The organism is Flavobacterium sp. N2038 (assembly GCF_025947185.1).
In the GTDB taxonomy this organism is placed as follows: domain Bacteria; phylum Bacteroidota; class Bacteroidia; order Flavobacteriales; family Flavobacteriaceae; genus Flavobacterium.
This window is the reverse complement of the sequence record NZ_CP110001.1, coordinates 2,174,491-2,197,612: the sequence shown is the minus strand read 5'-3', so window position 1 is coordinate 2,197,612 and position 23,122 is coordinate 2,174,491. Positions and strand designations below refer to the sequence as shown.

Annotated in this window: 21 protein-coding genes and 1 pseudogene; 13 read left to right on the top strand and 9 right to left on the bottom strand. The window is 32.3% G+C overall.

Features of this window, described 5'->3' with window-relative positions; genetic code table 11:
* Positions 1-8 precede the first annotated feature (8 nt).
* Positions 9-608 (top strand): hypothetical protein, encoded by a 600-nt coding sequence (locus OLM51_RS09980; RefSeq protein WP_264554165.1) that lies wholly within the window; start codon positions 9-11, stop codon positions 606-608.
* A 70-nt stretch (positions 609-678) separates the two neighbouring features.
* Positions 679-771 (top strand): annotated as a pseudogene (locus OLM51_RS09975) (Rid family hydrolase); the annotation flags it as partial.
* On the opposite strand, the gene OLM51_RS09970 reads toward OLM51_RS09975, so the two are convergent.
* The 5 genes from OLM51_RS09970 to OLM51_RS09950 form a co-directional block, all read right to left on the bottom strand.
* A complete protein-coding gene (locus OLM51_RS09970) occupies positions 752-1,126 on the bottom strand; it encodes a methylglyoxal synthase (RefSeq protein WP_213258393.1) in 375 nt (124 codons plus the stop codon). The pseudogene OLM51_RS09975 and the gene OLM51_RS09970 sit on opposite strands and share 20 nt — an antisense overlap.
* Before the next feature lie 10 nt (positions 1,127-1,136).
* Complete coding sequence (locus OLM51_RS09965) at positions 1,137-1,988, bottom strand: N-acetylglucosamine kinase (RefSeq protein WP_264554164.1); 852 nt, start codon at positions 1,986-1,988, stop codon at positions 1,137-1,139.
* A 134-nt stretch (positions 1,989-2,122) separates the two neighbouring features.
* Positions 2,123-3,127 (bottom strand): type I glyceraldehyde-3-phosphate dehydrogenase, encoded by a 1,005-nt coding sequence (gap, locus tag OLM51_RS09960; RefSeq protein ID WP_264554163.1) that lies wholly within the window; start codon positions 3,125-3,127, stop codon positions 2,123-2,125.
* A 97-nt stretch (positions 3,128-3,224) separates the two neighbouring features.
* Positions 3,225-4,211 carry a 6-phosphofructokinase gene (gene pfkA / locus OLM51_RS09955; RefSeq protein WP_264554162.1) on the bottom strand — a complete coding sequence of 329 codons (987 nt, stop codon included), beginning with the start codon at positions 4,209-4,211 and terminating at the stop codon, positions 3,225-3,227.
* A gap of 309 nt (positions 4,212-4,520) precedes the next feature.
* Complete coding sequence (locus tag OLM51_RS09950) at positions 4,521-9,005, bottom strand: translocation/assembly module TamB domain-containing protein (protein WP_264554161.1); 4,485 nt, start codon at positions 9,003-9,005, stop codon at positions 4,521-4,523.
* Positions 9,006-9,211: 206 nt separating this feature from the next.
* On the opposite strand from OLM51_RS09950, the gene tsaD reads away from it, so the two are divergent.
* The 8 genes from tsaD to OLM51_RS09910 all read left to right on the top strand — a co-directional run bounded on the left by tsaD (position 9,212) and on the right by OLM51_RS09910 (position 16,499).
* Positions 9,212-10,234, top strand: a complete 1,023-nt coding sequence (gene tsaD / locus OLM51_RS09945; protein ID WP_264554160.1) for a tRNA (adenosine(37)-N6)-threonylcarbamoyltransferase complex transferase subunit TsaD — start codon at positions 9,212-9,214, stop codon at positions 10,232-10,234.
* 2 nt (positions 10,235-10,236) lie between these two features.
* A complete protein-coding gene (locus OLM51_RS09940; RefSeq protein WP_264554159.1) occupies positions 10,237-10,950 on the top strand; it encodes a 16S rRNA (uracil(1498)-N(3))-methyltransferase in 714 nt (237 codons plus the stop codon).
* A gap of 32 nt (positions 10,951-10,982) precedes the next feature.
* Positions 10,983-11,621 carry a DUF4159 domain-containing protein gene (locus OLM51_RS09935; protein WP_264554158.1) on the top strand — a complete coding sequence of 213 codons (639 nt, stop codon included), beginning with the start codon at positions 10,983-10,985 and terminating at the stop codon, positions 11,619-11,621.
* A gap of 11 nt (positions 11,622-11,632) precedes the next feature.
* Entirely contained in the window at positions 11,633-12,130 is a 498-nt protein-coding gene (locus OLM51_RS09930) for a TrmH family RNA methyltransferase (protein WP_264554157.1), read from the top strand.
* 465 nt (positions 12,131-12,595) lie between these two features.
* Positions 12,596-13,549: a zinc metalloprotease gene (locus OLM51_RS09925; protein ID WP_264554156.1), complete on the top strand. Its 954-nt coding sequence runs from the start codon at positions 12,596-12,598 to the stop codon at positions 13,547-13,549.
* Between the two features lie 108 nt (positions 13,550-13,657).
* Positions 13,658-14,749 carry an AI-2E family transporter gene (locus OLM51_RS09920; RefSeq protein ID WP_264554155.1) on the top strand — a complete coding sequence of 364 codons (1,092 nt, stop codon included), beginning with the start codon at positions 13,658-13,660 and terminating at the stop codon, positions 14,747-14,749.
* A gap of 2 nt (positions 14,750-14,751) precedes the next feature.
* The gene (locus tag OLM51_RS09915; protein WP_264554154.1) at positions 14,752-15,933 is read left to right on the top strand and encodes a class I SAM-dependent methyltransferase; all 1,182 of its coding nucleotides are present in this window, start codon (positions 14,752-14,754) and stop codon (positions 15,931-15,933) included.
* A gap of 2 nt (positions 15,934-15,935) precedes the next feature.
* Positions 15,936-16,499, top strand: a complete 564-nt coding sequence (locus OLM51_RS09910; RefSeq protein ID WP_264554153.1) for a hypothetical protein — start codon at positions 15,936-15,938, stop codon at positions 16,497-16,499.
* Here the strand turns inward: OLM51_RS09910 and OLM51_RS09905 are convergent, their stop codons facing one another.
* Complete coding sequence (locus OLM51_RS09905) at positions 16,500-17,153, bottom strand: M15 family metallopeptidase (RefSeq protein ID WP_264554152.1); 654 nt, start codon at positions 17,151-17,153, stop codon at positions 16,500-16,502.
* Positions 17,154-17,379: 226 nt separating this feature from the next.
* On the opposite strand from OLM51_RS09905, the gene OLM51_RS09900 reads away from it, so the two are divergent.
* Positions 17,380-17,901, top strand: a complete 522-nt coding sequence (locus OLM51_RS09900) for a hypothetical protein (RefSeq protein WP_264554151.1) — start codon at positions 17,380-17,382, stop codon at positions 17,899-17,901.
* Between the two features lie 43 nt (positions 17,902-17,944).
* On the opposite strand, the gene OLM51_RS09895 is transcribed toward OLM51_RS09900, so the two are convergent.
* Complete coding sequence (locus OLM51_RS09895) at positions 17,945-19,048, bottom strand: fatty acid desaturase family protein (RefSeq protein WP_264554150.1); 1,104 nt, start codon at positions 19,046-19,048, stop codon at positions 17,945-17,947.
* A 144-nt stretch (positions 19,049-19,192) separates the two neighbouring features.
* A complete protein-coding gene (locus OLM51_RS09890) occupies positions 19,193-19,522 on the bottom strand; it encodes a helix-turn-helix domain-containing protein (RefSeq protein WP_264554149.1) in 330 nt (109 codons plus the stop codon).
* Between the two features lie 123 nt (positions 19,523-19,645).
* Between OLM51_RS09890 and OLM51_RS09885 the strand changes: the two genes are divergently transcribed.
* Together OLM51_RS09885 and OLM51_RS09880 are read left to right on the top strand one after the other, a co-directional pair.
* Positions 19,646-19,927: a hypothetical protein gene (locus OLM51_RS09885; protein WP_264554148.1), complete on the top strand. Its 282-nt coding sequence runs from the start codon at positions 19,646-19,648 to the stop codon at positions 19,925-19,927.
* Positions 19,928-19,976: 49 nt separating this feature from the next.
* A complete protein-coding gene (locus tag OLM51_RS09880; RefSeq protein WP_264554147.1) occupies positions 19,977-20,153 on the top strand; it encodes a hypothetical protein in 177 nt (58 codons plus the stop codon).
* Between the two features lie 133 nt (positions 20,154-20,286).
* On the opposite strand, the gene OLM51_RS09875 is transcribed toward OLM51_RS09880, so the two are convergent.
* Positions 20,287-22,566 (bottom strand): polyprenyl synthetase family protein, encoded by a 2,280-nt coding sequence (locus tag OLM51_RS09875; protein WP_264554146.1) that lies wholly within the window; start codon positions 22,564-22,566, stop codon positions 20,287-20,289.
* Between the last annotated feature and the right edge of the window lie 556 nt (positions 22,567-23,122).

The following is a 23,122-nucleotide window of genomic DNA, read 5'->3' as shown; positions in this document are numbered from 1 at the left end:
GATATAAAATGAAAAAATTAGCAGTATTAATCCTTACATTTATCAGCTTGTATGGTTACGGACAGGATAAATCTTGTGAAAAATGGTATTCAAACATAGAATTTGATGTAATCATTCATAAAAAAGCCACGTATAGTTATAGCTACATTGACAACAGCAATGAAAAACACGTCATTTGGGATGAAGAACTAAACAATAAAAAAATTGCCTTTGGACTCACATACTCTTATAATTATATGCTTTTCAAAAAAATGAGCATTGGAGTTCTTACAGGTTATAAGAAATATAATCAACCTGATTTTTCAATATTAGAATTAGGTGGTATTATGAAATTCTTTTTTGTAGATACAAATAATGTATTTCTGTATGGATTGGTTACTAGTGAAATCAGCACAAACAAAAATCAATTTAAAAGCGGTACCAATGCAAGAATTGGTATTGGAGTTCCAATTATAAAAAGAGATAAATTTAATATCTCTCTCAATCTATTTAAAGAGCAACAACTATTAAGACTCGATGGTGCAGAATCATTGTTTAATTATGAACAAGAAAAGCCTGGCGATATTATATTCAAGTCTTATGGTTTAAGTACGGGAATCAAGTTTTAATAAATAAAATAAGGACATGCTGTTTTACTAAACTGTATTTTTAGAAAATAAAAGAAACTCAAAAAATATAAACGAAAAAACCGCTCCAGCTCGTGAAACGGTTCAGGTGGCTTGTTTGCCAAAAAATGTAAATGTTGAGATCTCTATAATTGCAGTGCAATAGCATCTAATAATAATTGTGCCGTTGCTTCATTTGTTGCCAGCGGCACATTATGTACATCGCAAACGCGAATTAACATATTTATATCAGCCTCATGTGGATGACTTGACAATGGGTCTTTAAAAAAGAACACCATCTGAGTTATTCCTTCTGCTACTCTTCCGGCAATTTGCGCATCACCTCCTAAAGGTCCCGAAAGCATTCTTTGCGTTTTAAAACCCGCTGCTTCCGCTTTACCTCCAGTTGTTCCTGTACCAATAAGCTTAATCTTTTCATTATGCAGCACATCTGCATTCTTAATCAAAAAATCAATCAGATCAGCTTTCTTACCATCATGTGCAATGATCGCAATTTCCATAAATCCAGAACTATTGATTGGCAACATGGTACGCGATTAAACCATCAATTGGTCTTCTTAAAACATTTCCTAATTTAAGCTCGTATTTATCAAAAGTCTCCTGCAATTCATCTTTTAGATAAAACGCAATAGAACCAACAAAATGAACCGGAATTTCTTTGCAGTTATCAAATTGCTTAATGTAATTTTTAACGAAAGACTTCATTCCTTTGAAAATTATTTTTCTACAGAACTCTGTATCTTTATGTTTAATTAAAAACTTAGCGTAAGTTGCTAAATAAGCATTTGGATTAGGCTCTTTGTATAATTTGTTTTTAATAAAATCAGGATCAACATCGTACTCTTTTTCAAGTTCAACAGCCAATTCCTTAGGCATTTTATTAAAATAGTATTTTCTAATTAACTCTTTTCCAAAAACATTTCCGCTGCAATCATCCATTACGATATATCCTAATGATTGTACCTTTTGATGTAATACTTTACCATCAAAATAGCTGCAGTTAGAACCTGTTCCTAAGATCGATACAATTGCTTCTTCGCCTTTTGGAGTTGTAGCATATACAGCTGCATATGTATCTTCCTGAACATCTACAATTGCATTTGTAAAATAATCCTGAAAGATTAACTTTAGAGTCTGCTTCATACGGTCAGTTCCACAACCAGCTCCGTAAAAAAACAAATGCGTTGCCTCTTTTTTATTTTGCAGAATATCAAAACGGTCATTCAATCTTTCAATGATTTCCGGCCCGTCAAGAATTTCCGGATTTAACCCTAAAGTTTGCGTGGTAAATAATACTTTTCCATTATCATCAATTGCAATCCAATCGGCTTTAGTAGATCCACTATCAACTATTAATTTCATTTTTGTTTTAGTTTTTGGATTAGTTTTTCTTCATTCAAAATAAAAAGTGTGTTTTTTACATTAATTAAAGACGTAAACAAAATAACAAAATCCCGTCACTTTGAAATAACGGGATTTTGCAAAAATATATAATATTATTTTAAACTTGCGATATGAACAGACAAATCAATTAATTTACTTGAATATCCGTACTCATTATCATACCAAGATACTAATTTGAAGAAAGTAGAATTTAATCCGATTCCAGCACCAGCATCAACGATTGAAGTTCTTTTATCTGAGATAAAATCCTGAGATACAACAGCATCTTCAGTATATCCTAGAATACCTTTCATGTTAGTTTCAGAAGCATTTTTCAAAACTGCCATAATTTCTTCATATGAAGTTTCTTTAGCCACTTTTACTGTTAAATCTACTACAGAAACGTCAGCAGTAGGTACACGGAAAGACATTCCAGTTAATTTTCCATTCAAAGCAGGAATTACTTTTCCAACTGCTTTTGCAGCTCCTGTTGAAGAAGGAATGATGTTTATTGCAGCAGCACGTCCACCTCTCCAGTCTTTTCTAGAAGGTCCGTCAGCTGTCATTTGAGTTGAAGTAGTTGCGTGAACTGTAGTCATTAAACCTTCAACGATTTCGAAATTATCGTGGATAACTTTAGCTAAAGGAGCTAAACAGTTTGTAGTACAAGAAGCATTAGAAACAACCAAATCAGAAGCTTTTGCAGTTTCGTGGTTAACTCCCATTACAAACATTGGAGCATCTGCAGAAGGAGCAGAAATAATTACTTTTTTCGCACCACCTTTAATATGCTCATTTGCAGTTTCGATAGTTGTGAAGATACCAGTACATTCAGCAACAACGTCTACATCAACTTCATTCCATTTTAAGTCAGCAGGATTTCTTTCTGCAGTGATACGGATGTTTCTTCCGTTTACATAAAGTTTTCCTTCTTTTACTTCTACAGTTCCATCAAAACGACCGTGAACTGAATCATATTTTAATAAATAAGCTAAGTGATCTACGTCTAATAAATCATTGATTGCAACAACCTCAACATTATCTCTATTGAAAGACTCTCTAAAAACGATTCTTCCGATACGTCCAAATCCGTTTATTCCTAATTTTACTTTTGACATTTTACTAATTTTTTGCTTTTGTTTTTATTATACTAATTCAAAGTCTAATTTCCTCACAATAAACTTCTCCCTTTTTAAACTTTTATATTTATATATATTATGTCGACATAATGTCTGACACTCTCAACAATTCTCTATCAATTTCAGATTTACCTTTTATTGCCTGCTCAAGCGGAGTCAAAACCACTTTATCTTCTTTAAGTCCAACCATATAATTTGATTTTCCTTCGATTAAAGATTCAACTGCTTTTACCCCCAAACGGCTTGCTAAAACACGATCAAAACAAGATGGTGAACCACCACGCTGCATGTGTCCTAAAACAGAAACTCTCACGTCGTACTCAGGCAAATTAGCTTCAACGTAATCTTTTAATTCGAAAACATTTTTACCAATTTTATCACCTTCAGCGATAACTACTATACTTGATGATTTTCCTGAAGCTTTACTTTTTTGAAGAGAGTCCAGCAATCTGTCCAGACCTAAATCTTCTTCAGGAATAAGGATTTCTTCGGCACCAGCTCCAATACCTGCATTAAGAGCAATATGCCCTGCATCTCTACCCATAACCTCTACAAAAAACAGACGATTATGTGAACTTGCAGTATCTCTAATTTTATCGATACAGTCTACAACAGTATTTAAAGCAGTATCATACCCTAGAGTAAAACTTGTTCCATAAATATCATTATCGATTGTACCCGGAATTCCCATTACTGGAAAACCAAATTCTGAATTAAATAGTAATCCTCCGGTAAAACTTCCGTCTCCTCCAATAACAACAAGAGCATCAACTCCTGCTTTTATAAGATTTTCGTGAGCTTTTTTTCTGCCTTCCGGAGTTCTAAACTCAACAGAACGAGCCGATTTTAAGATCGTTCCACCTTTGTTTACAATATTATTAACGCTTCGAGGGCCCATTTCTTTAAAATCTCCTTCGATCATTCCTTGATACCCTCTATAAATTCCTATGCATTCTATATTATGATACGCACATGTTCGAACAACTGATCGTATTGCGGCATTCATTCCCGGAGAGTCTCCTCCTGATGTTAGAACACCAACTTTTTTTATTGTTTTTGGCATTATTTAAGTATTAAGTTGTAAAATTAGCAAACATTCACCACTTTTCAGGTTCTGATTATAATAAATTAATAAAATATGTTAAATTCAAACGTTTTCGTTAATAAGTTTTTCTGTAGCAAAAAATTCAGATAAAATAATAAAAGGTGCTTATTTTAATTAAATCTTTAAAATTAACAATACATAAATGAAGTGTTATAAAATTGTGAGGGAGACTTCATTTCGCAAAAAATGTTCAAACATCTAAAATTAGCATAAAAAAAACCATTATAAGAATAATGGTTTTAGATTTACTACTTTTTTAACAATTACTTAAAAGTCATCGTTATCAGGAATTAGCCCTTGATTATTTTGAGGAACAGGCTTCTTTTCCTCCTCTTTCTTTTCTGGAGTCTTTTTATCCTTCTCTTTATCTTTTTTACTATTGAAGTTAATATAATCCGGATTTAAATAAGAATCCTGAATATCATCTGAAGATTTCTTGATGGTTCTTTCTAATTTATGGCTTTTAAAGAGTTTATTTACCAGCTCACTAAAAGTATCAAAATCGACTTCATACGAAATACCAACTCCTTGTGTATAACCAACTCCCTGTCCTATATAATTAATATCATTCTCTTTATTAAACAATCTAAGATTCATCGATCCATCTTCGTTTACACGATATAATATTTCGATATCTCCAACGATAGCAGATTCATTAACTCCTCCAACCGGAACACCTACTTTCCCGTTGATGGATATTTTTTCATTAATCTGCGATGAAATATTAGCCACAAACTGACCATCAGCTTCCTGACCAATTCGCTTGTCTGCTGATATAAAATTCAAATCGATATTAAATTTATCACTGTCTGATTTAATGATCCCTCCCAATAAACTTGCTGCAGTCTCGGCAAATGTTCCGGACAAGTCACTTTGATTAAATCCGTCAGGACTCATAAATGAACCTGTTGACAGCAAATACAAAGCCTGTGTCTGACGAACATCTTTATCATCGAGCTTATATTGAATTTCAGATTTTAAAACATTACTAACCGATGGAAACTGAATATCAAAATTAGGATCCGGACTGGTTAAATCTCCACGTAAACCAATTACAACTTCAACCGGAACCTTCTTATTAAAAGAAGAATTCTCTAAAAGTACCGCCGGATTTGCAGAAGTTTTATAAACCGCTTCCAAATTAAGCTGAGCTTTCATCGGATTTCCTTCCCAAATAATAGATCCTCCTTTTTTTACTGCAAATTTCTTATCGATTAATCCGCCATATTTAAAATTATAAGTTCCTTCATATGCCTGGAAATCCCCCCACATATTAAACTTACCTAATGTATTAATTTTAAATAGTAACGAACCGTATCCTTTACCTTTCATACCGTGACCTGAATTACGATCCAGAATAACTTCTACTTCTGCATCTGGGGTAATATCAAAATCAAACTCTAACTCAAGACCATTGTAATTTCTGGTTTTTTCTACAATCCCGTTTTCTAAATTATATTTTTCTTTAGGTGTCACGAAATGAATCCAGCTGCTTTCTCCAACACTTTGCGCATTATTAATTGGTATTTTAACTTCTGTACCTTTCTCTGATTTCGCATCTACTTTAATAAACAAGCCATCAGTTGGTCCTTTAATACTTGCAGTACCATTGATAAATGCGGTACCAAAATAAGCAGCATCCTCGCTGTCTTTTGTATCTAATGCAAGTAGTCGCTTAGAAGTGATATTTAAATCGAGTTTCCAGTCACCAAAATTATGATGCTCAATAGTTCCGTTCAATAATCCTTTTGTACCATATTTAGTATCTGTTAACTGATTATTTCTAAATAAGAACTTTTCATCTGTTAAATCAATTACAGTTCGGTCACTCAATTCATAATCTGTATTCAGATATGGAATCGTCATTCCTGCCTTTTCCACATACAATCTTCCGTTGATTTCAGGCTTTTTAATATTCCCGACAACCGCTGCATTTCCCGATACCGAACCTCTTACATTAGATATCACCTCTCCACCTACAGTACCTAAAGTTGCCAGATTAAAACCTTCAAGCTTTAAATTCAGATCTAAGAATGTTTCTTTATTTTCTATTGCAAAAGTTCCGTTTGCTTTAAATGACTCCGTAAATCCGTTTTGAATACTAGAGTTTATTGTAAACTTTTTAAAACTTTCATCTCCGGAAATATCAAAATTTAAAGTTCCTAATTCGGTTTTATTCATAACAAGATGATCAATTACCACAGAAGCAGTTGGCTGATACACATCTTTATTTTGCTTGTAATTTATGTTTCCGTTTAAATTACCATCAAAAACAAATTTGGAATTTACAGGTGTAATTTTGTTAATATCTACATTTTCAAAATTCAGGACGAGATCTTTATAATCCTTTCCTTTTATCACCCCATTCAAATCAATTTTTTGATCCTCGTGCGATAAAACAATATTATCTATTGTAAAATTCTTAAAGAACTGATCAAAAACAATCTGATTGTCTTTTTCTGCATTTTCATTTAAATACCATAAATAGTCTTTAAACTTCATCTCAGATTTCTTAATCCCTACAATATTGTTTTTGTTTTTATCGATGGTATGAAATAAATCCAGATTGAAATAATCTTCGCCTTTGTCTCCACCTTTAAACTCTGAACGAACAAACAAAGTATCTTTTGCAGTTACATTAATCAGGTTAAAATCACGAATTTTATAATACGGTGTCTTAATACTATCCAATTCTACATAAGCATTATATAGCGTGTTTTTATTATCTATATTAATACGAATATTATCAAATGTATTTTTGGCAGCCGTTATTTTCTGCGATTTAAATCCAAACTTAAACTCTTGTAAATCTGAATCGATTTTTCCGCGTACAACAGTTGATGAATCAATGTTAATTTCCGGATAAAGCATTTCAACAACCTTATCGTAAACATGAAAATTAAAGCGAAGGAACTGTCCTTTTTTAACTTTATAAGGTTTGTAGTTTGTATAAAGGCTTCCAACAGAGTTCATTACCAACTTATCTAGTTGATCAAAACGGAATTTCCCCACAATTTTTCCATTTACCACATCTGCAGAACTAATTGCAATAGTTCTTAATCGATCTGCATCAAAACTGGAATTAATCGTAATTTCATCAAAAGCATAAGTTGACTTTGGGTTTTGATAAACTGCATCTTTAATATAAATATTCCCCTGAAGGTTTTCAATCGAATTTCCAGACACCTCGACAACTGCATCTCCGTTAAAACGAGAAATAGAATCGTTTATAAATCTAAGTTTTCGCAAATCAGCATTTTCTACATTAATATGAAAATCATACTTACTTTCTCGTTTACTTAAATCAACCAGACCATCAAAAGTCAGACTTAAATTAGGATCATTTACAGAAACCTGACCTTTATAATAAGGCAATTTAAAATTCCCGTTGACTACTATATTATTATAGGTGTAATTATTATAGTCTAATTTTGCAATATCACCTTTTATAATCGTGTTTAGATATTTTTCGGTAAAACCAACACCATCAACATCTAAATTTAATGTTGTTTTTCCAATATCTTTTCTTCCCAGCAATGCCCCGATATTAAAATTATCCAGAATAATATTCCCCGAATAAGACGCCTTATCAATAAAGTCCATATTATTCAAATGAACATCAGCCTCTCCGTTTCCTAAGTCGGTAATCATTTTAAAAGTAGCTTCCAGTGCAGTTACAGAAACTTTGGCTTTACCAGCCATATTAAACTTTCCAATTTTCTGAAGTTCTTTCGGAAGTTTTTTCCCCAGAACATTTGGCAATAAAACGACCAAATTGTCATAACTGGAAATAAGTTTATCAAACTTCCCTTCCATCGAAAACTTTTGTGTTTTATCCCCCAGAAGATTTTTGAAATTAATATTCCCGACAATTCTTGAACCATTGGTATCGCTTAATCTCAAACCACGTAAGTTTAGATTATTTAATGGCCCCTTTAATTTAGTTTTAATTTTAAAATGCTGATTTTTACCTAATCCGTCATAAAAATAACGTATATCATTTGAAGCAATCGAAGCTGAATCAAGCGCAACATCAAACCTTACTTTATCAGTAAAATGAAGAAAATCCTCTACTTTGTAATTCAGAATAGCATAACCATAAATTGAAGATCTTTTGGTTTTGATTGCCAAATTTTCGACTTTAATTTGCTTTTTGGTATAACTAAACTTTCCCGCAAAATTAGAAACGTACAAACCACGATGATCCTGAAACGAAAATCTATGAATAGTCGTATTTACATCAGGCCCATAAAGCTTAAACTCACTTATATAAGCATTTAACTTTGTAAACTCGAGAAATTTGGGAGTTGTTTTGTTTTCATCAACAACAGAAAAAAATCCTTTTGAGATATAGGCATTTCTGGCAGTAAGTAAAAAATGCTTTTTAGATTTTGATGGTTTATCACTTTCAAACAGCTTAACGAACTTGTTTATATTATTTTCGTCTTCGTTTTTATAGGTTTTTAGATTAAAGATTAAACCCGTTAAACGAAGATCTCCAAAGATCAGATCACCATCCATTAATCTTTTAAAACTCAAAATATCTGTTGCAATAATCTCAGATGCTATCATCACTTTTTTGTGATGATCCAAAATCAATACATCTTTTAGTTTTACACCTCCAAAAATATTCACAGCCACTTTTCCAACCGTAATATTAGCATTAAAATCTTCCCGAAGTGAGTCTGTAGCATATCGCGCAATCTTTGTCTGAACGACAGGCAAAGACAGTATGATAGCAAGCGCTAACAAAAGTAAAATTAACCCAATTAAGGTTCTGGATACTATTTTCTTTACTTTTCTGATAGCTGCTTTATTTTAGTTTTCTTTTATAATAATTTTGAACAGGCAAAGAACGCCTGTTTCTGATAAAAATTCTTTAATTTTGGCTTCTCCTTACAATCAAATAAATGTAATAATTTGATTTGTCAAATATAATTCAAAATTTGTGCCTTTATATGCAAAATTCAGAGGTTTTTATTCTTGCCATCGAAAGTTCCTGCGACGATACTGCCGCGGCGGTTCTACATAACGACAAAGTACTCTCAAATGTTGTAGCCAATCAGTTAATTCATAATCAATACGGAGGTGTTGTTCCGGAATTGGCTTCCAGAGCTCACCAGCAAAATATTGTTCCTGTAATCGATGCGGCGCTTCGCAAAGCAAAGGTACAAAAAGAACAGCTAACTGCCATTGCTTTTACACAAGGTCCGGGATTAATGGGCTCTTTATTGGTGGGAAGTTCTTTTAGTAAATCGTTATCGCTTGCATTAAATATTCCGCTTATTGCTGTAAATCATATGCATGCACATATTTTAGCTCATTTTATCGATGAGGAAGGTTTTGACAAACCAGAATTTCCTTTTTTGGCCTTGACGATTAGTGGCGGACACACTCAGATTGTAAAAGTAAACGGCTTCTTTGATATGGAAATTATTGGCGAAACCACTGATGATGCGGTTGGAGAAGCTTTTGACAAAAGCGCCAAAATTCTTGGACTTCCCTATCCGGGCGGCCCATTGATTGATAAATATGCAAAAGAAGGAAATCCAAAAGCTTTTACATTTACAAAACCGAAAGTCCCGGGATTAGATTTTAGTTTTTCAGGTCTAAAAACCGCTATTTTATATTTTATTCAGAAGAATAAACAAGAGAATCCAAATTTCATCGAAGAAAATCTCAACGATATTTGCGCCTCTATTCAATATACTATTATTGAAATTTTGATGGACAAACTAAAACTTGCCGTCAAAGAAACAGGAATCAAACAAATAGCAATTGGTGGTGGAGTTTCTGCAAATTCAGGGATCAGAACAAGATTAAAAGAAAGTGAAGGCAAATATGGCTGGAAAACTTTTATACCAAAGTTTGAATACACAACAGATAACGCCGCAATGATTGGCATTGTTGGGTATCAAAAATATTTATCAAGCCGTTTTGAAGATTCATCTGTGGTTTCTAAAGCGCGAATTCAATTTTAATTATGCAATTATTTTACAATCCTGATATTGACGAAACGACCGAAACTTTTTCTTTTGATAAAGAAGAAAGCCGACATATTATAAAGGTTTTACGCAAAAAAGATTCTGACATTTTACATGTCACCAACGGTTTAGGTTTATTATTCGAAACTGAAATTACTTTAGCTTCAGACAATAAATGTATCGTTAGAATACTTTCGATTACAAAATCTCCTGAACCAAAATTTCGTCTGCATTTGGCAGTTGCTCCAACCAAAATGAATGATCGTTTTGAATGGTTTCTGGAGAAAGCAACTGAAATTGGAATTCAGGAAATTACTCCAATTATCTGTGATCGTTCTGAAAGAAAAGTGATTAATTTAGAACGTTTTGAAAAAATCATTTTATCAGCTATGAAGCAGTCAAATGAAACTTTTCTTCCAAAATTAAATGACGCAATTACGTTTAAAGAGTTTATTAAACAAAAAAATGAAGGTTTACAGTTAATTGCACATTGTGAGGAAACGGATAAAAAATCATTGAAAGAAATTTTGAAGCCAAACGAAAATGTCACATTATTAATAGGACCGGAAGGTGACTTCTCTGAAAAAGAAATTGCTCTTGCTTTAGGAAATAATTTTCAGCCGGTAACTTTAGGAAATACGCGTTTGCGAACAGAAACTGCGGCGGTTGTTGCTTGTCATAGTGTTGTGTTTTTTAATGAAATGCCTAATTAAAGTTTCACGCAAAAATTAAGATTTACTTTGTCATGAAAAAAATATTCTATTTGTTTTTATTCGTTTCTATTTCTTCTTTTTCACAAGAAATCGCTTTACTAAAATACAGTGGTGGTGGTGACTGGTATGCAAATCCAACTTCATTGCCTAACTTAATTCGTTTTTGCAATCTGAATATCAATACCAGAATTAAAGCAAAACCATCAACGGTAGAACCTAGTAATCCTGATTTGCTTTCGTATCCTTTTGTACACATGACAGGTCACGGAAATGTTGTTTTTAGTGATTCTGATGTTACTAACCTAAGAAATTATCTTACTGCCGGCGGTTTTCTTCATATTGATGATAATTATGGAATGGATCAATATATTCGAAAAGAAATCAAAAAAATATTTCCTAATAATAATTTAATCGAAATTCCTGCCAGCCATCCTATTTTTCAAAAGCCGTATCCTTTTCCGAACGGATTGCCAAAAATTCATGAACACGATGGCACCCGCGCTCAGGCATTCGGGATTTTTGTAGAAAACAAACTCGTACTTTTATATACTTACGAATGTGATTTGGGTGACGGCTGGGAAGATCCTGAAGTTCATAACGATCCTGCTAATGTAAGAGACAAAGCCTTAAAAATGGGTGCTAACATTATCAATTATATTTTTACCAACTAATTTTAAATAAAGTGCAGCTTACTCACTACGATAATCAATTTGAAAGAAAAACATTTCCGATAACCCTGATTTGTGATCATATTTACTTTCAGCAGAATATTGGGTCAATATTTAGAATTAGTGAAGCTTTTGGGGTTGAAAATATTATTTTTCTGGGAAAAGACATTCCACTTACACCAAGAAAAATTAACAAAACCTCACGTAGTACACATCTTCATGTACCCCACACTATTATTGAAGAAACCTCTGATGTTGTATCGTATCTAAAAGATAACAACTTTGAAATTATCGCTCTTGAAATTGCAAGTAACAGCAAACCCCTAAAAGAAGTTAGCATTCCTGAGAATCAAAAAATTGCACTTTTATTGGGAAGCGAAATTGATGGAATTTCAGATGAGCTTTTGAAAATTTCACATCAAATTGTTCATATTAATATGTTTGGCAAAAACAGCAGTATGAATGTGGTTCAAGCTGCCAGTATTGCGCTTTATGAAATTACTTCTTTATAAAATTTTTAAAAGTTTTTAACTATAGATATTTTACTACAACAAAACATTACTTTAATTTTATTTTTTTTGGATAAGAGTAATCCATCACTACAAAAGATATACAATTTTACATTGCTAAAGAAGATTTAAAGCTAAGTAAGAAAAATAAACTCTAAAACTCCAAATAAATCAAAAAATTGAACTTTGAAAAATTCCTGCGAAACATCATTTCGACTTTACATCAATTTAATTTGTTGAAATTATCGTTAAAATACACATAATCACGATAAAATGCATAAAATAAACAAAGAAAGAAAAAACTTATTAATATTTTTAACGCTTTTTTTGTAGGAATCAGTATTTGTAAGGGTTTGTAAAATTTCTGACAAAATAATCTTTGTAATATTTTTTCATAATATTTTTTTGTTATAAAATTGCCACATAATTAACCAATTATAATTTTTTATAACAAAAACCCAAATTATTATGAAAAAAATTTTTATTACCGCATTTACAGCATTAGTGCTGTTTTCTTGTCAGAACGACCAAACTGACAGTTCAAATTCTGAAGCAGCAGCAAAAGCAACTCTTCGTACTTGCGCAAGTCAGGATGTTTTAGAAGCTCAATTAAAAGCTGACCCAATGTTGGCAATCAGAATGAATGAAATTGAAGCTTTTACTAACAAACAACTTATGACAGGTCGTTTAGTAAACGGTAAAATTGAAATTCCAGTTGTTGTAAACGTTTTGTACAAAACAACAGCAGAGAATATCTCAAACGCACAAATTCAATCTCAGATTGATGTTTTAAACAAAGATTTTAATGCCCTAAATTCAGATTTCAACAGTGTTCCTGCACTTTTTGCAGGTGTAAAAGCTAATGTAGGAATTACATTTGTTCTAGATCAGGTTATTAGAAAATCGACTACAAAAACTTCTTGGGGAACAAATGATGCCATGAAAAAAACGGCACAAGGTGGTTTAGCACCAACTTCTCCTACTACTAAGCTTAATATGTGGGCTTGTACTATTGGAGGCGGAATTTTAGGTTATGCACAATTTCCAGGAGGAGCTTCTGCTACAGATGGAGTTGTAATTGATTCTAAATACTTTGGATTGTCTGGTTCTGCAAGTGCTCCTTACAACTTAGGAAGAACTGCTACTCACGAAGTGGGTCACTGGATGAATTTACGTCACATTTGGGGAGATGCTAATTGCGGAAGCGACTTAGTTGCTGATACTCCAACTCACAACACTGCAAACTACGGCGTTCCTGCATATCCTCACTACAGTACTTGTTCTGGTACTCCTGTAGAGATGACAATGAACTATATGGATTATGTAGATGACAATGCAATGTACATGTTCTCAAACGGTCAAAAAAGCAGAATTTCTGCAATTTTCACAAGTGGAGGCGCAAGATATTCTTTTGCTCAATAACAGCTAAAGAAATTGTATATAAAAGCGAGATGTAAACCATCTCGCTTTTTTTTGCTTCAATAAAAATTTCCAAAGCTTTTTCCTATATTTATGCTCTAAAACTAAAATATGATAACTTCGAAAATTATTTCAAACGGAATTTTAAGAGCTTTAGCTACCATACTTGTTATCGCGATCGTTTTATATTTTCTGTATGAAATACAAACCGTAATTGTTTACTTATGTATCTCACTAATACTGTGTTTGATTGCGAATCCTTTAGTACAGTTTTTAAAAAATAAATTAAAATTCAGCAACTCACTAGCAGCCACAACCGCTCTTATTTTATTTATTCTGGCAATAGTTGGTTTTATATTGTTATTTGTGCCCTTAATTATTTCTCAGGCCAATAATCTATCTTTATTGGATACCAATAATTTACAAAATCAATTTATTCAGACAGAACGCAGTATAGAAACCTATTTCAATATTCAGCATGTCGATTTGAATAAAGTTTTAAAAGATTCTAAAATAACTTCTATAATAGATTTTACTTATTTTACTGGTTTTCTAAACTCAATTATAGGTTTTATGGCTGATCTTGGAATGGGATTAGTTTCTGTCTTTTTTATTACTTTTTTCTTTATTAAAGATCAGGAGGCATTTAAAGTAAGTGCCCGAAAAATTCTTCCTGACACCAACGAGGATAAAATTTTAAACTCAATCGCAAAAATAAATCATTTCTTAACCCGCTATTTTATTGGTTTACTACTTCAATTAACGGTTGTTTTTATTTTGTATCTTATTGTTTTAATGATTTTTGGAAATAAAAATGCTTTTGTAATTGCCTTTTTATGCGCCATCCTAAATGTTATACCTTATATTGGTCCGATTATCGGAACTATATTGGCCGGGATTTTAACTATGATTAGTTTAATCGGTCAGGATTTTCAATCAGAAATTTTACCAACAACAATCTATGTAATCATAGGCTTTTTATTGGTTCAGGCTATTGATAATAATATTAGTCAGCCCATAATTTCATCAAAAAGTGTAAATTCGCATCCGTTAGAAATATTCTTAATTACTTTAATAAGTGGTATAACCTTTGGAATTGTGGGAATGATTATTGCCATTCCGGTTTTTACAATGGTTAAAGTAATTTTAAAAGAATTTTTTCCTGACAACAAAATTGTCTCCGTATTAACCGAAAGAATTTAACATTGAACACTTCAATTCTGCACCAGAATATTCAGGATTTTATCTCCCAAAATTGTGGTGCATCAATTACAAAATTAGCCCTTCAGAAAAATCCTTTTCCTGAAGTAGACTGGATTTTGATTTTAAATCAGATTGAAGCTAAAACAAAAGCAAAAGAGAAACTACCAACCTGGTTTTCGACTGAAAATATCGTTTATCCCAGTAAAATTTCTATTGAACAAACCTCATCTGAAAAAACTGCAGCTTACAAATCTTCGCTAATTGAAGGCGAAACTATAATTGACCTTACCGGAGGTTTTGGAGTAGATGATTATTATTTTGCAAAAAAGTTTAAAGTTGTTGCCCATTGCGAAATCAATGAAGAATTATCTTCGGTTGTAAAGCATAATTTGCAGCAATTAAATGTAAAAAACTGTTTTTGTTATGCCGGTGATTCTGCTAATATTTTAAAAGAATCTGAAACAAAATGGGACTGGATTTATATTGACCCGTCCAGAAGAAATGATGCAAAAGGCAAAGTTTTCATGCTAAAAGACTGTTTGCCAAATGTTCCTGATTCTTTAGACTTTTATTTTGAAAAAACGAATTCCATTTTAATAAAAACGGCTCCATTATTGGATATTTCAGCAGGTTTGTCTGAATTGAAATTCGTTAAAAATATTCATATTATTGCGCTTGAAAATGAAGTAAAGGAATTACTATTTGAAATTCACAAAAATTATTCAGGCAAAATCAGCTTAAAAACGGCCAATATTCTCAAAGAAAAAACAGAAACTTTTGATTTTATTTTGAATGACGAAAGTGAATTTCTATCCTATCATTTACCTCAGAAATATCTTTACGAACCCAATGCGGCCATCATGAAATCTGGCGGATTTGATGAAGTTAGCTCAGCTTTTAAAATAAATAAGCTTCACAAACACTCTCATTTATATACTTCAGAAGATTTAATTGATTTTCCGGGAAGAACTTTTGAAATCGAGAAGATGATTCCGTTCAGTAAAAATGAGATGAAAACTGAGCTCCTAAATAAGCAGGCTAATATTACAACCCGAAATTTTCCGGAAACAGTAGAAAACATCCGAAAAAAATGGAAAGTAAAAAATGGTGGAAATATTTATTGTTTTTTTACAACTGATAAAAATGATAACAAAATAGTTTTAATTTGCAGAAAAATAACTTAAAAATGAAACAACTAATTACACTAACCTTTTTTCTATTAACGCTTACTGCATTTTCACAAAAACCATGTGAATACAGTGCCAATGTAACAGACTCGATTGGTACTTATAAAATAACAAACGAATATTTAATGAGTGAAAAAAACTTTGGAGCAACTTCAAATTATATCTTTTTCTCACTGGCACAAACAGATGGTTTGCCAACATTAAACTTACAGCTTATTCAAAAAAGCAAAGATTTTATTAAAGCGAAATGCTTTGACAAAAATTCGAGAGTATTTCTACAATTACAAAACGGAAAAGTAGTAACATTAATGCACATCGATCAGGAAAACTGTGGTACTCTTATCCATAATGGAGAATTTGACAATCGTGTAAATACCGGAATTTTCATGTTTATGAAAGATAATTTTGAAGAACTTAAAAAATCACCAGTATCACTTATGCGTATTAAATACCTTACTGACATTGAAGATTATATCGTTAAAAATGAATTGACTTCTGAAATGAATGGCAAGGTCACTAATCCTGACACTTACTTTATTCAGAATATCAGATGTGTTGAATAACTATTTACATTCCCATTTTTGATTGGAAACCTTATCTTTAAGACCTGTTTTTAAATTATAGTGCCACCATTCAGAATCAAAAGAATTGAAACCGTTTTGAATCATTATTTTCTTTAGAAACTTTCTGTTCGATTTTACTCCTTTTGGAAGATCGGTATAATTGTGACTGGCTTTGCTTCCGAAGAAATCAAAAGCGGTTCCCATATCAACTTCTTTACCATTACGATCCACCAAAGAAATATCTACGGCTCCTCCTCTATTGTGGATGGAGCCTTTTTTTGGATCTGCCACATACTCAGGATTGGATACAATCTCCCACATTTTTTTTTGTATTGACAATGGTCGGTAACAATCGTACAATTTTATTTTGAATCCTTTTTTCTTAAAATCATTATTTGCTGCAATAAGCGCCTGAACTGTTTTTAAACGTAAAAAACACTCTGCGCAGTCATAAACTTTGGCTTTTAAAAAATTATCTTCGGTCGCATACTTCATATCATATATAAAATCGGAACTGTAGTCTTTTAAGTTAACAAAAGTAGTATCTGAAATTGTTTCTTTTGTGTGACCTGTATAAGCCTCATTTTGGGCATTTGAAAAAGTGATCCAAAAAAGAGAAACGAAAAGAAATGTGGTCTTAATAAATTGTGACATAACGGGGCTTATTAGAAAATTGAAATTAATCAAAAAAATGCAATCTTTAGTTTAATATCTTCCAATTTTTAAAATTGATACAAAGCAATGCAATAAAAAAGCCATTCTTTTTTCGCAATTACTCCATAATTACCTTTTATTTTAAAACCATCAATTGATGTTTTTTCATTAAATTAGCTCAATAAGAATTTATAAATCAAATATTTAATTCAAAAATTCAGATCCTATGAACAAAAGAACGAAACATTTATTTATAGCTGCATGGAGTGTTTTCATGTTATCTTCCTGTAAAAAAGATGCCATTAAAAGTGTTCCAACAACAGATTCGACTTCAATTATTACCGAATCGTTAAAATCGGATTCTGCAGTAACGCATCCATTAGATACGCTTAGCACTTTGGTAGGCAAAAGTGTGGTTGGAAGTAACTTCTTATCAAAAAGTAGTGTTACCCCGAGATTAAAAACATTACTAGGTTCTAATTACGATGAAATGGTTAAAAACTGGAATACTGAGACTCCTTTTACTAAACAAGGTGATATTTTGCATGCCAGCGGATGCAAACAACACGATTGTAGTACTTATTCTTATGATCTGTTTATTGACACAAAAAACAATAAAATCAACATCTATAAATTCAGTGAATCTAAACTAACTGTTTTTGCAGAAGATAATTTTAAAATTGTCCTGAAAGACTCTCTTCTGCAAGATTTAAATGCAAAAATGAGTGACGTAAAGAGTAAAGAGTAAAAAAGCGGTTTTCACCGCTTTTTTATATTAGAACTATCAACCTCTAAATTTCTCCTAAATTCATGATATTTTCCTGAACTCCTTTATCTCTTAACATTCTGAAATGCGAACGCACGGCATGATAAAACGGATAGGAAGTGTACGGAAGATCATATTCTTCTGCATAGCGCATAATAATTGGAGTGATATAAGGATAATAGGTATGGGCGACACCAGGAAAAAGATGATGCGCAACATGATGGGTAAAACCTCCGTATAAAAAATTGGCAAGTTTGCTATTAGTACTAAAATCTTTGGTTACAATCATTTGATGCATTGCCCATGTATCAGAAAGATGTCCCTCCTCATCTGTCCCCGGAAAATGCGCATCTTCGTCTACATGTGTCGATACTAATGCCACAACTCCTAAAGCGCTTCCGCACAAATGCATGGCAAACCAAGCTCCTAAAATCATATACCAAGGCTGATTTAAGAGCCACATAGGTATAAAAAGCATATAAATCAGATTTATAATTTTAGCCACAAATAGCTTATATACTTCAATCGTGGGGATTTTATCCACTACTTTTTTGACGTAATTATTCTTATTTCCAAAGAAGTCTTTAAAATCACGAATATAAATCCAATTAAGACTGTATAGCGGATATATCATCCACATATAAATGTGCTGATATTTGTGATAATTGAACAATGGACTATTGGGGAATATCCTGATTATATCACTTTGTTTGATATCGATATCCCAATCTGGTACATTTGGATATGCATGATGAAGATTTATGTGTCTACGGGTCCAAAGCCAGTGATTTCCTCCAAAAAGCTCCAGAATATACATAAATCGCTCATTATATACCGGTTTTTTAAAAAGTGCACCATGCGCAGCATCGTGAAAGGCATTTATAAAAAGCACAATCATGGTAATACCACAGAGAATGTAAAAAAGAAATAATAATGAAGTACTGTTTCCAAACAGTAAAATACAGGAGTAAAATAAAAAATAGAGAGTTACAAGTCCTAGAGACTTAATAATGTTCAACAGGTACAAGGATGAATTTTGTAAAACAGTCTCGTTCACTTCTGTGCGCAACTTTTTAAAAAAATCATCGGTACCAGCTTTTACGTAAACTGGGCGTTTTAATTTTTCCATGCTATTTGGTTTTGCTAGAAATTCTTACACCAAATTTAGCAAAAAAAAGATAAAACACATGGCTCCAAAAGATTAGATAATAAAAAATATTTTCTTATTTTTAAATCTTTATAAGGAGAGCATTAAAATACCAAAAACAGTAATCTATTCTGTAAAGTTTTTATTCTCCAGCTGTAATCGTATTTTATGAATACGTTCTTCGATTTCTACTAAATCGTTAAGAATGTTTTTCTTCTCATAAACAGCGGCAGGTTCATTAACCATATCCTGTTCATTTTCCGGAGCGAAAAGATCATTTAGATCTACATCTGGAAAGTTTCTGCTTAAACTCAGTAAAAACTCAGATCCAATACTGGCAGTTCCGTGAAAGTACCGTCCAATCATTGCCGGACTAAACCCTAAGATTTCACCTACCTCCTTTTGTTTCAATCCCTTAGCTCTAAAGAATTTGCTTAATTTTTCGTTATATGTCATTATTTGAAATCATTATAAAATGTATTTAGAATACATTATTTAACACTAAAATATGTTTAAAATATAATATTATTCCTACATTTACATTAATAAAAGAAAGATTAAATTATAAATAGCAAATATATGTCAAAATTAATCAAAAATAGCAATTTAAAGGAAGATAATTCTCACAATACAAAAGCTTATGAGTTTATTGACCAGCACTTACCTGCCACATATGTCGACTTAACCATTTGCTACTTAATAAAAAAAGGTCAGACAGTCCCAAACAAAGCCCTAATCAGGAATGTAAGAAATAAAACCATTTTCAGGAATGACATTTTGCTAGCATTAGTTGAAGTTGCTCTAGAAAATAAAGAGGCGATTGAAAGAATTAAGCTTTTAACTTCTTTTGATAAGGAATAAAACATCTTTGAACCAACTAATTATTTTATGCTCCGTAAAAAATAAAGAAATGCAAAAGAAAAACAGACCGAAAAAATACGAAGTCCGACAAAAATCGAAAACAACAAATGTAAATACTAATAATAAGTTTTCTATGTATGGAATAACTCCCGAAGAATACAAAGAAGGAATTGCAATTCATGCAAAATGCTTTAATCAAATAAAAAAAGTGAAGCCTTTATTCTGAATAAAAATAAGAATGGTCAACATTCAATCTGACCATTCTTATTTATTGTTTTTCTTGACTATAATCTTTTACTTATTCCTATAGATTCATAAAACACTCTGGTTTTAATCTCCGGTTTATCAAAATTCTAACTTTATTCAATCTTCAGAGCATACCATCCAAAAGTTCGCAGTCTTATTTTAAAGAATGAATCCGGCAGTATTTGATCTACTTTTGTCCATGCACCTTCCATCAGTTCTTCTGCTTCTTTTCGGCATGCATCAATGGCTCCGCAATCCTGTAGTAAAACAATTACAGATTCTATTACATTTTGTTCCTTAGGCAAAGCCTGAATTGTTGTCCATACATACTCACGTTTATCAAAAGGCAACAGATTCATTGCTTTTGCCACCGGCATAGTTATTTTTCCGGCTGTAATATCTTCTCCTTTATCTTTGAGATTACCGTCATAACCCTGTAAGTTCAATACATCATCCATTATCTGATAAGCCACGCCAATAGCCTCAAAAAAATCGCCAAGCACCTCTATTTCTTCTGGTTTTCCGCCTCCAATTATTCCACCCATTTTGGCTAATGTACAGGCTGGCGCAGCTGTTTTTAAACGGTGTGTAGTATAAATTCTTTTTTCAAGTAAACTGCTGTCTCCGTTTTTTACTGCATCTGGCATCAGCAAATGAAATCCGCTAATGTCCAGCGCCTGACCTGCATGAGCTGCACGCATCATTTCAAAATAAAGTTCATATACTTTTAATCGAATATGTTCTGGCAGTTTAGGTTCTTGTGTAAACAACTCACCAATAAAATAACAAACATTGCCCGTATTAATTGCGAGTGCCTCACCATAAAGATGATGCAGCGCTACTCCTCCCCTACGTGTATCGGACTTATCCTGTACATCATCTACAATTAATGAGCCTGTATGTATTAACTCAGGCATTGCAAGCCAATCGATAAATGGTTGCGAGTTACCACCAACAATGTCTATACAGGCCAGAAAAACATAGGATCTCCAGGCTTTTTTACTTCGATCAACAACTTCTCTAACAGGTTTAATTACAGAAGAAATATATTGTTCCTTATCTGCCGCACTAAAAAAGGAAACGCCCAGCGCACTATTAACAAGTCTGTTAAACTGCTCATCATTTGGCGCTAAAGGCAGTAAAGATTCTATTGATTTCTGTGTGGTTTTACCAATCGCTTTTAAAAAACTTTCGACACTTTCTTTAGTATTAAAACCATTTCTCTCAATATAACCAACTCCGGAAACTTCAGAATCATTAAACCTTCCTGTCACATTTACACTACCTTCCCATATTGCAGGAGCAGAAAGGACTGTAATGAATTCCTGTTCCGGAAAACTAGCTGTAACAGAAAGTGAAAGATTAATACCTGGTATTTCCAATCTCCAGGAAACAGGATAAGATACAAAGGTTTTGGTGCTTGTCCAGTAATCTACCGGACTAAATGAAAAATCGTCCTTACTAATCCTGTGACCATCCGGATCAATAATAATCATAACGCCACCAGCCGGGCTTCCATTATTAGTATTATCAAAAAGATCATAGCCCGAAATCTGATAACCATTCTCTAATTGCAATGCTACCCAATTCCAGGCCATATCACGATTAAATTCAAAAAAAGTATCTTCATCTGCCGGTCTGCTAAATTCATGATCATACCAACCGTTTCCCTTTACTTCATAGATTGTATTATCAATAATAATCTCACCACTCACCGCACACTTTGGAATGAAATAATAAAACATATCCTCCTTTCTAATCCCTCTTACCATTCCGTCATTTCCGTGTCTGATTGGTTTTGTTAAAGGAATAAAATTAAGTGTGCAGACAATCTCATTTAAAGCATTTTCAAGCTTTAAATGATAATGCCCATTCTTCCCTTTCTTAAAAGAATTTTCATCATACTCCAGCAAAAGATTTTTTAATCCTACATGAGCAGGTTGTTTTAGAACTCTGTCGGGCATGGGTACATTTCCCTTTTCATATACTTCTTTTAATGCACGTCGTATTAATTTACTTCCAACATTCTTATCCTTATTTTTCATAATAATCTTTAACCCTTCTGATGGCATCAAAGGATCAACCAGAGAATCTGCATAATATTTTTCATTGGAAATATCAGATAAAGACCAAATTACCGAATGCGTATAGACACTATCATTTGGCTCCGAATCTTTGGCTATTGCTAATCTAAAAAAAGAAGCAAAAAGGGAGAATCTTTTACCCTCTTTTGAAATAACATGGCAGTTTTGGTACCACCATTCGATTACCGATCCTTTATGTGGCAGATCATGAAGTTCCAAATCAATTGGCCCATCAATTGGCCATGTTGAAGGATAATCATCTAAAAAAACATCTAAATTAGTTTGTTGTGCATTGGTTTCTTTTTCCATAATGTCTCTATAAATTAAATTATTAACAATACTTTATTTTTTAACCTGCTTATAAGATTTTCATTAAACTTACCTGACCAACCCTATCTCACATCCATTTTAAATAAACTTTATTCAAAAAAAATAATAAAAATAGTACAAATGTATCATCTATTTATTGCTAACATGAATTTTAACACATTGAAAAACAATAAATTAAACACAAAACAACAAATTCTTAATAAAGAAAAACAAAAGAAGTTTTTTTGAACTGGATCAAACTTTAGTTCTCCGATCAATTGCAAATTTTAAAACAAAGTCTGCTATTTTTACTGATCTCGATCTCAGTTTTCCTTTAAAAACCTTCGTCGTAAATCATTTAAAACCGGAACATATTCTGAAATCGATAGAAATACATTTTCAGAAAAACTAAAAAACACCATTGCTTACATACTTGAAGATTCGCAGACAAACAATCTGATTTATAACTACCTAAAAGACAATCCTGTATTTAATATAGAAAAGGTTTATATCAAGAATTTTTGGGGTAGAAAGAGCCTGTAATGACATTTTAATA

Bases quoted from the DNA above. Each gene is read 5' to 3' on its own strand.
- OLM51_RS09880 (WP_264554147.1), top strand. From the start codon at position 19,977: ATGCAAAAGAAAAACAGACCGAAAAAATACGAAGTCCGACAAAAATCG.
- tsaD (WP_264554160.1), top strand. From the start codon at position 9,212: ATGCAAAATTCAGAGGTTTTTATTCTTGCCATCGAAAGTTCCTGCGAC.
- OLM51_RS09935 (WP_264554158.1), top strand. From the start codon at position 10,983: ATGAAAAAAATATTCTATTTGTTTTTATTCGTTTCTATTTCTTCTTTT.
- OLM51_RS09965 (WP_264554164.1), bottom strand. From the start codon at position 1,988: ATGAAATTAATAGTTGATAGTGGATCTACTAAAGCCGATTGGATTGCA.
- OLM51_RS09970 (WP_213258393.1), bottom strand. From the start codon at position 1,126: ATGGAAATTGCGATCATTGCACATGATGGTAAGAAAGCTGATCTGATT.
- OLM51_RS09895 (WP_264554150.1), bottom strand. From the start codon at position 19,048: ATGGAAAAATTAAAACGCCCAGTTTACGTAAAAGCTGGTACCGATGAT.
- OLM51_RS09890 (WP_264554149.1), bottom strand. From the start codon at position 19,522: ATGACATATAACGAAAAATTAAGCAAATTCTTTAGAGCTAAGGGATTG.
- OLM51_RS09940 (WP_264554159.1), top strand. From the start codon at position 10,237: ATGCAATTATTTTACAATCCTGATATTGACGAAACGACCGAAACTTTT.
- pfkA (WP_264554162.1), bottom strand. From the start codon at position 4,211: ATGCCAAAAACAATAAAAAAAGTTGGTGTTCTAACATCAGGAGGAGAC.
- OLM51_RS09980 (WP_264554165.1), top strand. From the start codon at position 9: ATGAAAAAATTAGCAGTATTAATCCTTACATTTATCAGCTTGTATGGT.
- OLM51_RS09910 (WP_264554153.1), top strand. From the start codon at position 15,936: ATGAAACAACTAATTACACTAACCTTTTTTCTATTAACGCTTACTGCA.
- gap (WP_264554163.1), bottom strand. From the start codon at position 3,127: ATGTCAAAAGTAAAATTAGGAATAAACGGATTTGGACGTATCGGAAGA.
- OLM51_RS09905 (WP_264554152.1), bottom strand. From the start codon at position 17,153: ATGTCACAATTTATTAAGACCACATTTCTTTTCGTTTCTCTTTTTTGG.
- OLM51_RS09925 (WP_264554156.1), top strand. From the start codon at position 12,596: ATGAAAAAAATTTTTATTACCGCATTTACAGCATTAGTGCTGTTTTCT.
- OLM51_RS09920 (WP_264554155.1), top strand. From the start codon at position 13,658: ATGATAACTTCGAAAATTATTTCAAACGGAATTTTAAGAGCTTTAGCT.
- OLM51_RS09875 (WP_264554146.1), bottom strand. From the start codon at position 22,566: ATGGAAAAAGAAACCAATGCACAACAAACTAATTTAGATGTTTTTTTA.
- OLM51_RS09885 (WP_264554148.1), top strand. From the start codon at position 19,646: ATGTCAAAATTAATCAAAAATAGCAATTTAAAGGAAGATAATTCTCAC.
- OLM51_RS09900 (WP_264554151.1), top strand. From the start codon at position 17,380: ATGAACAAAAGAACGAAACATTTATTTATAGCTGCATGGAGTGTTTTC.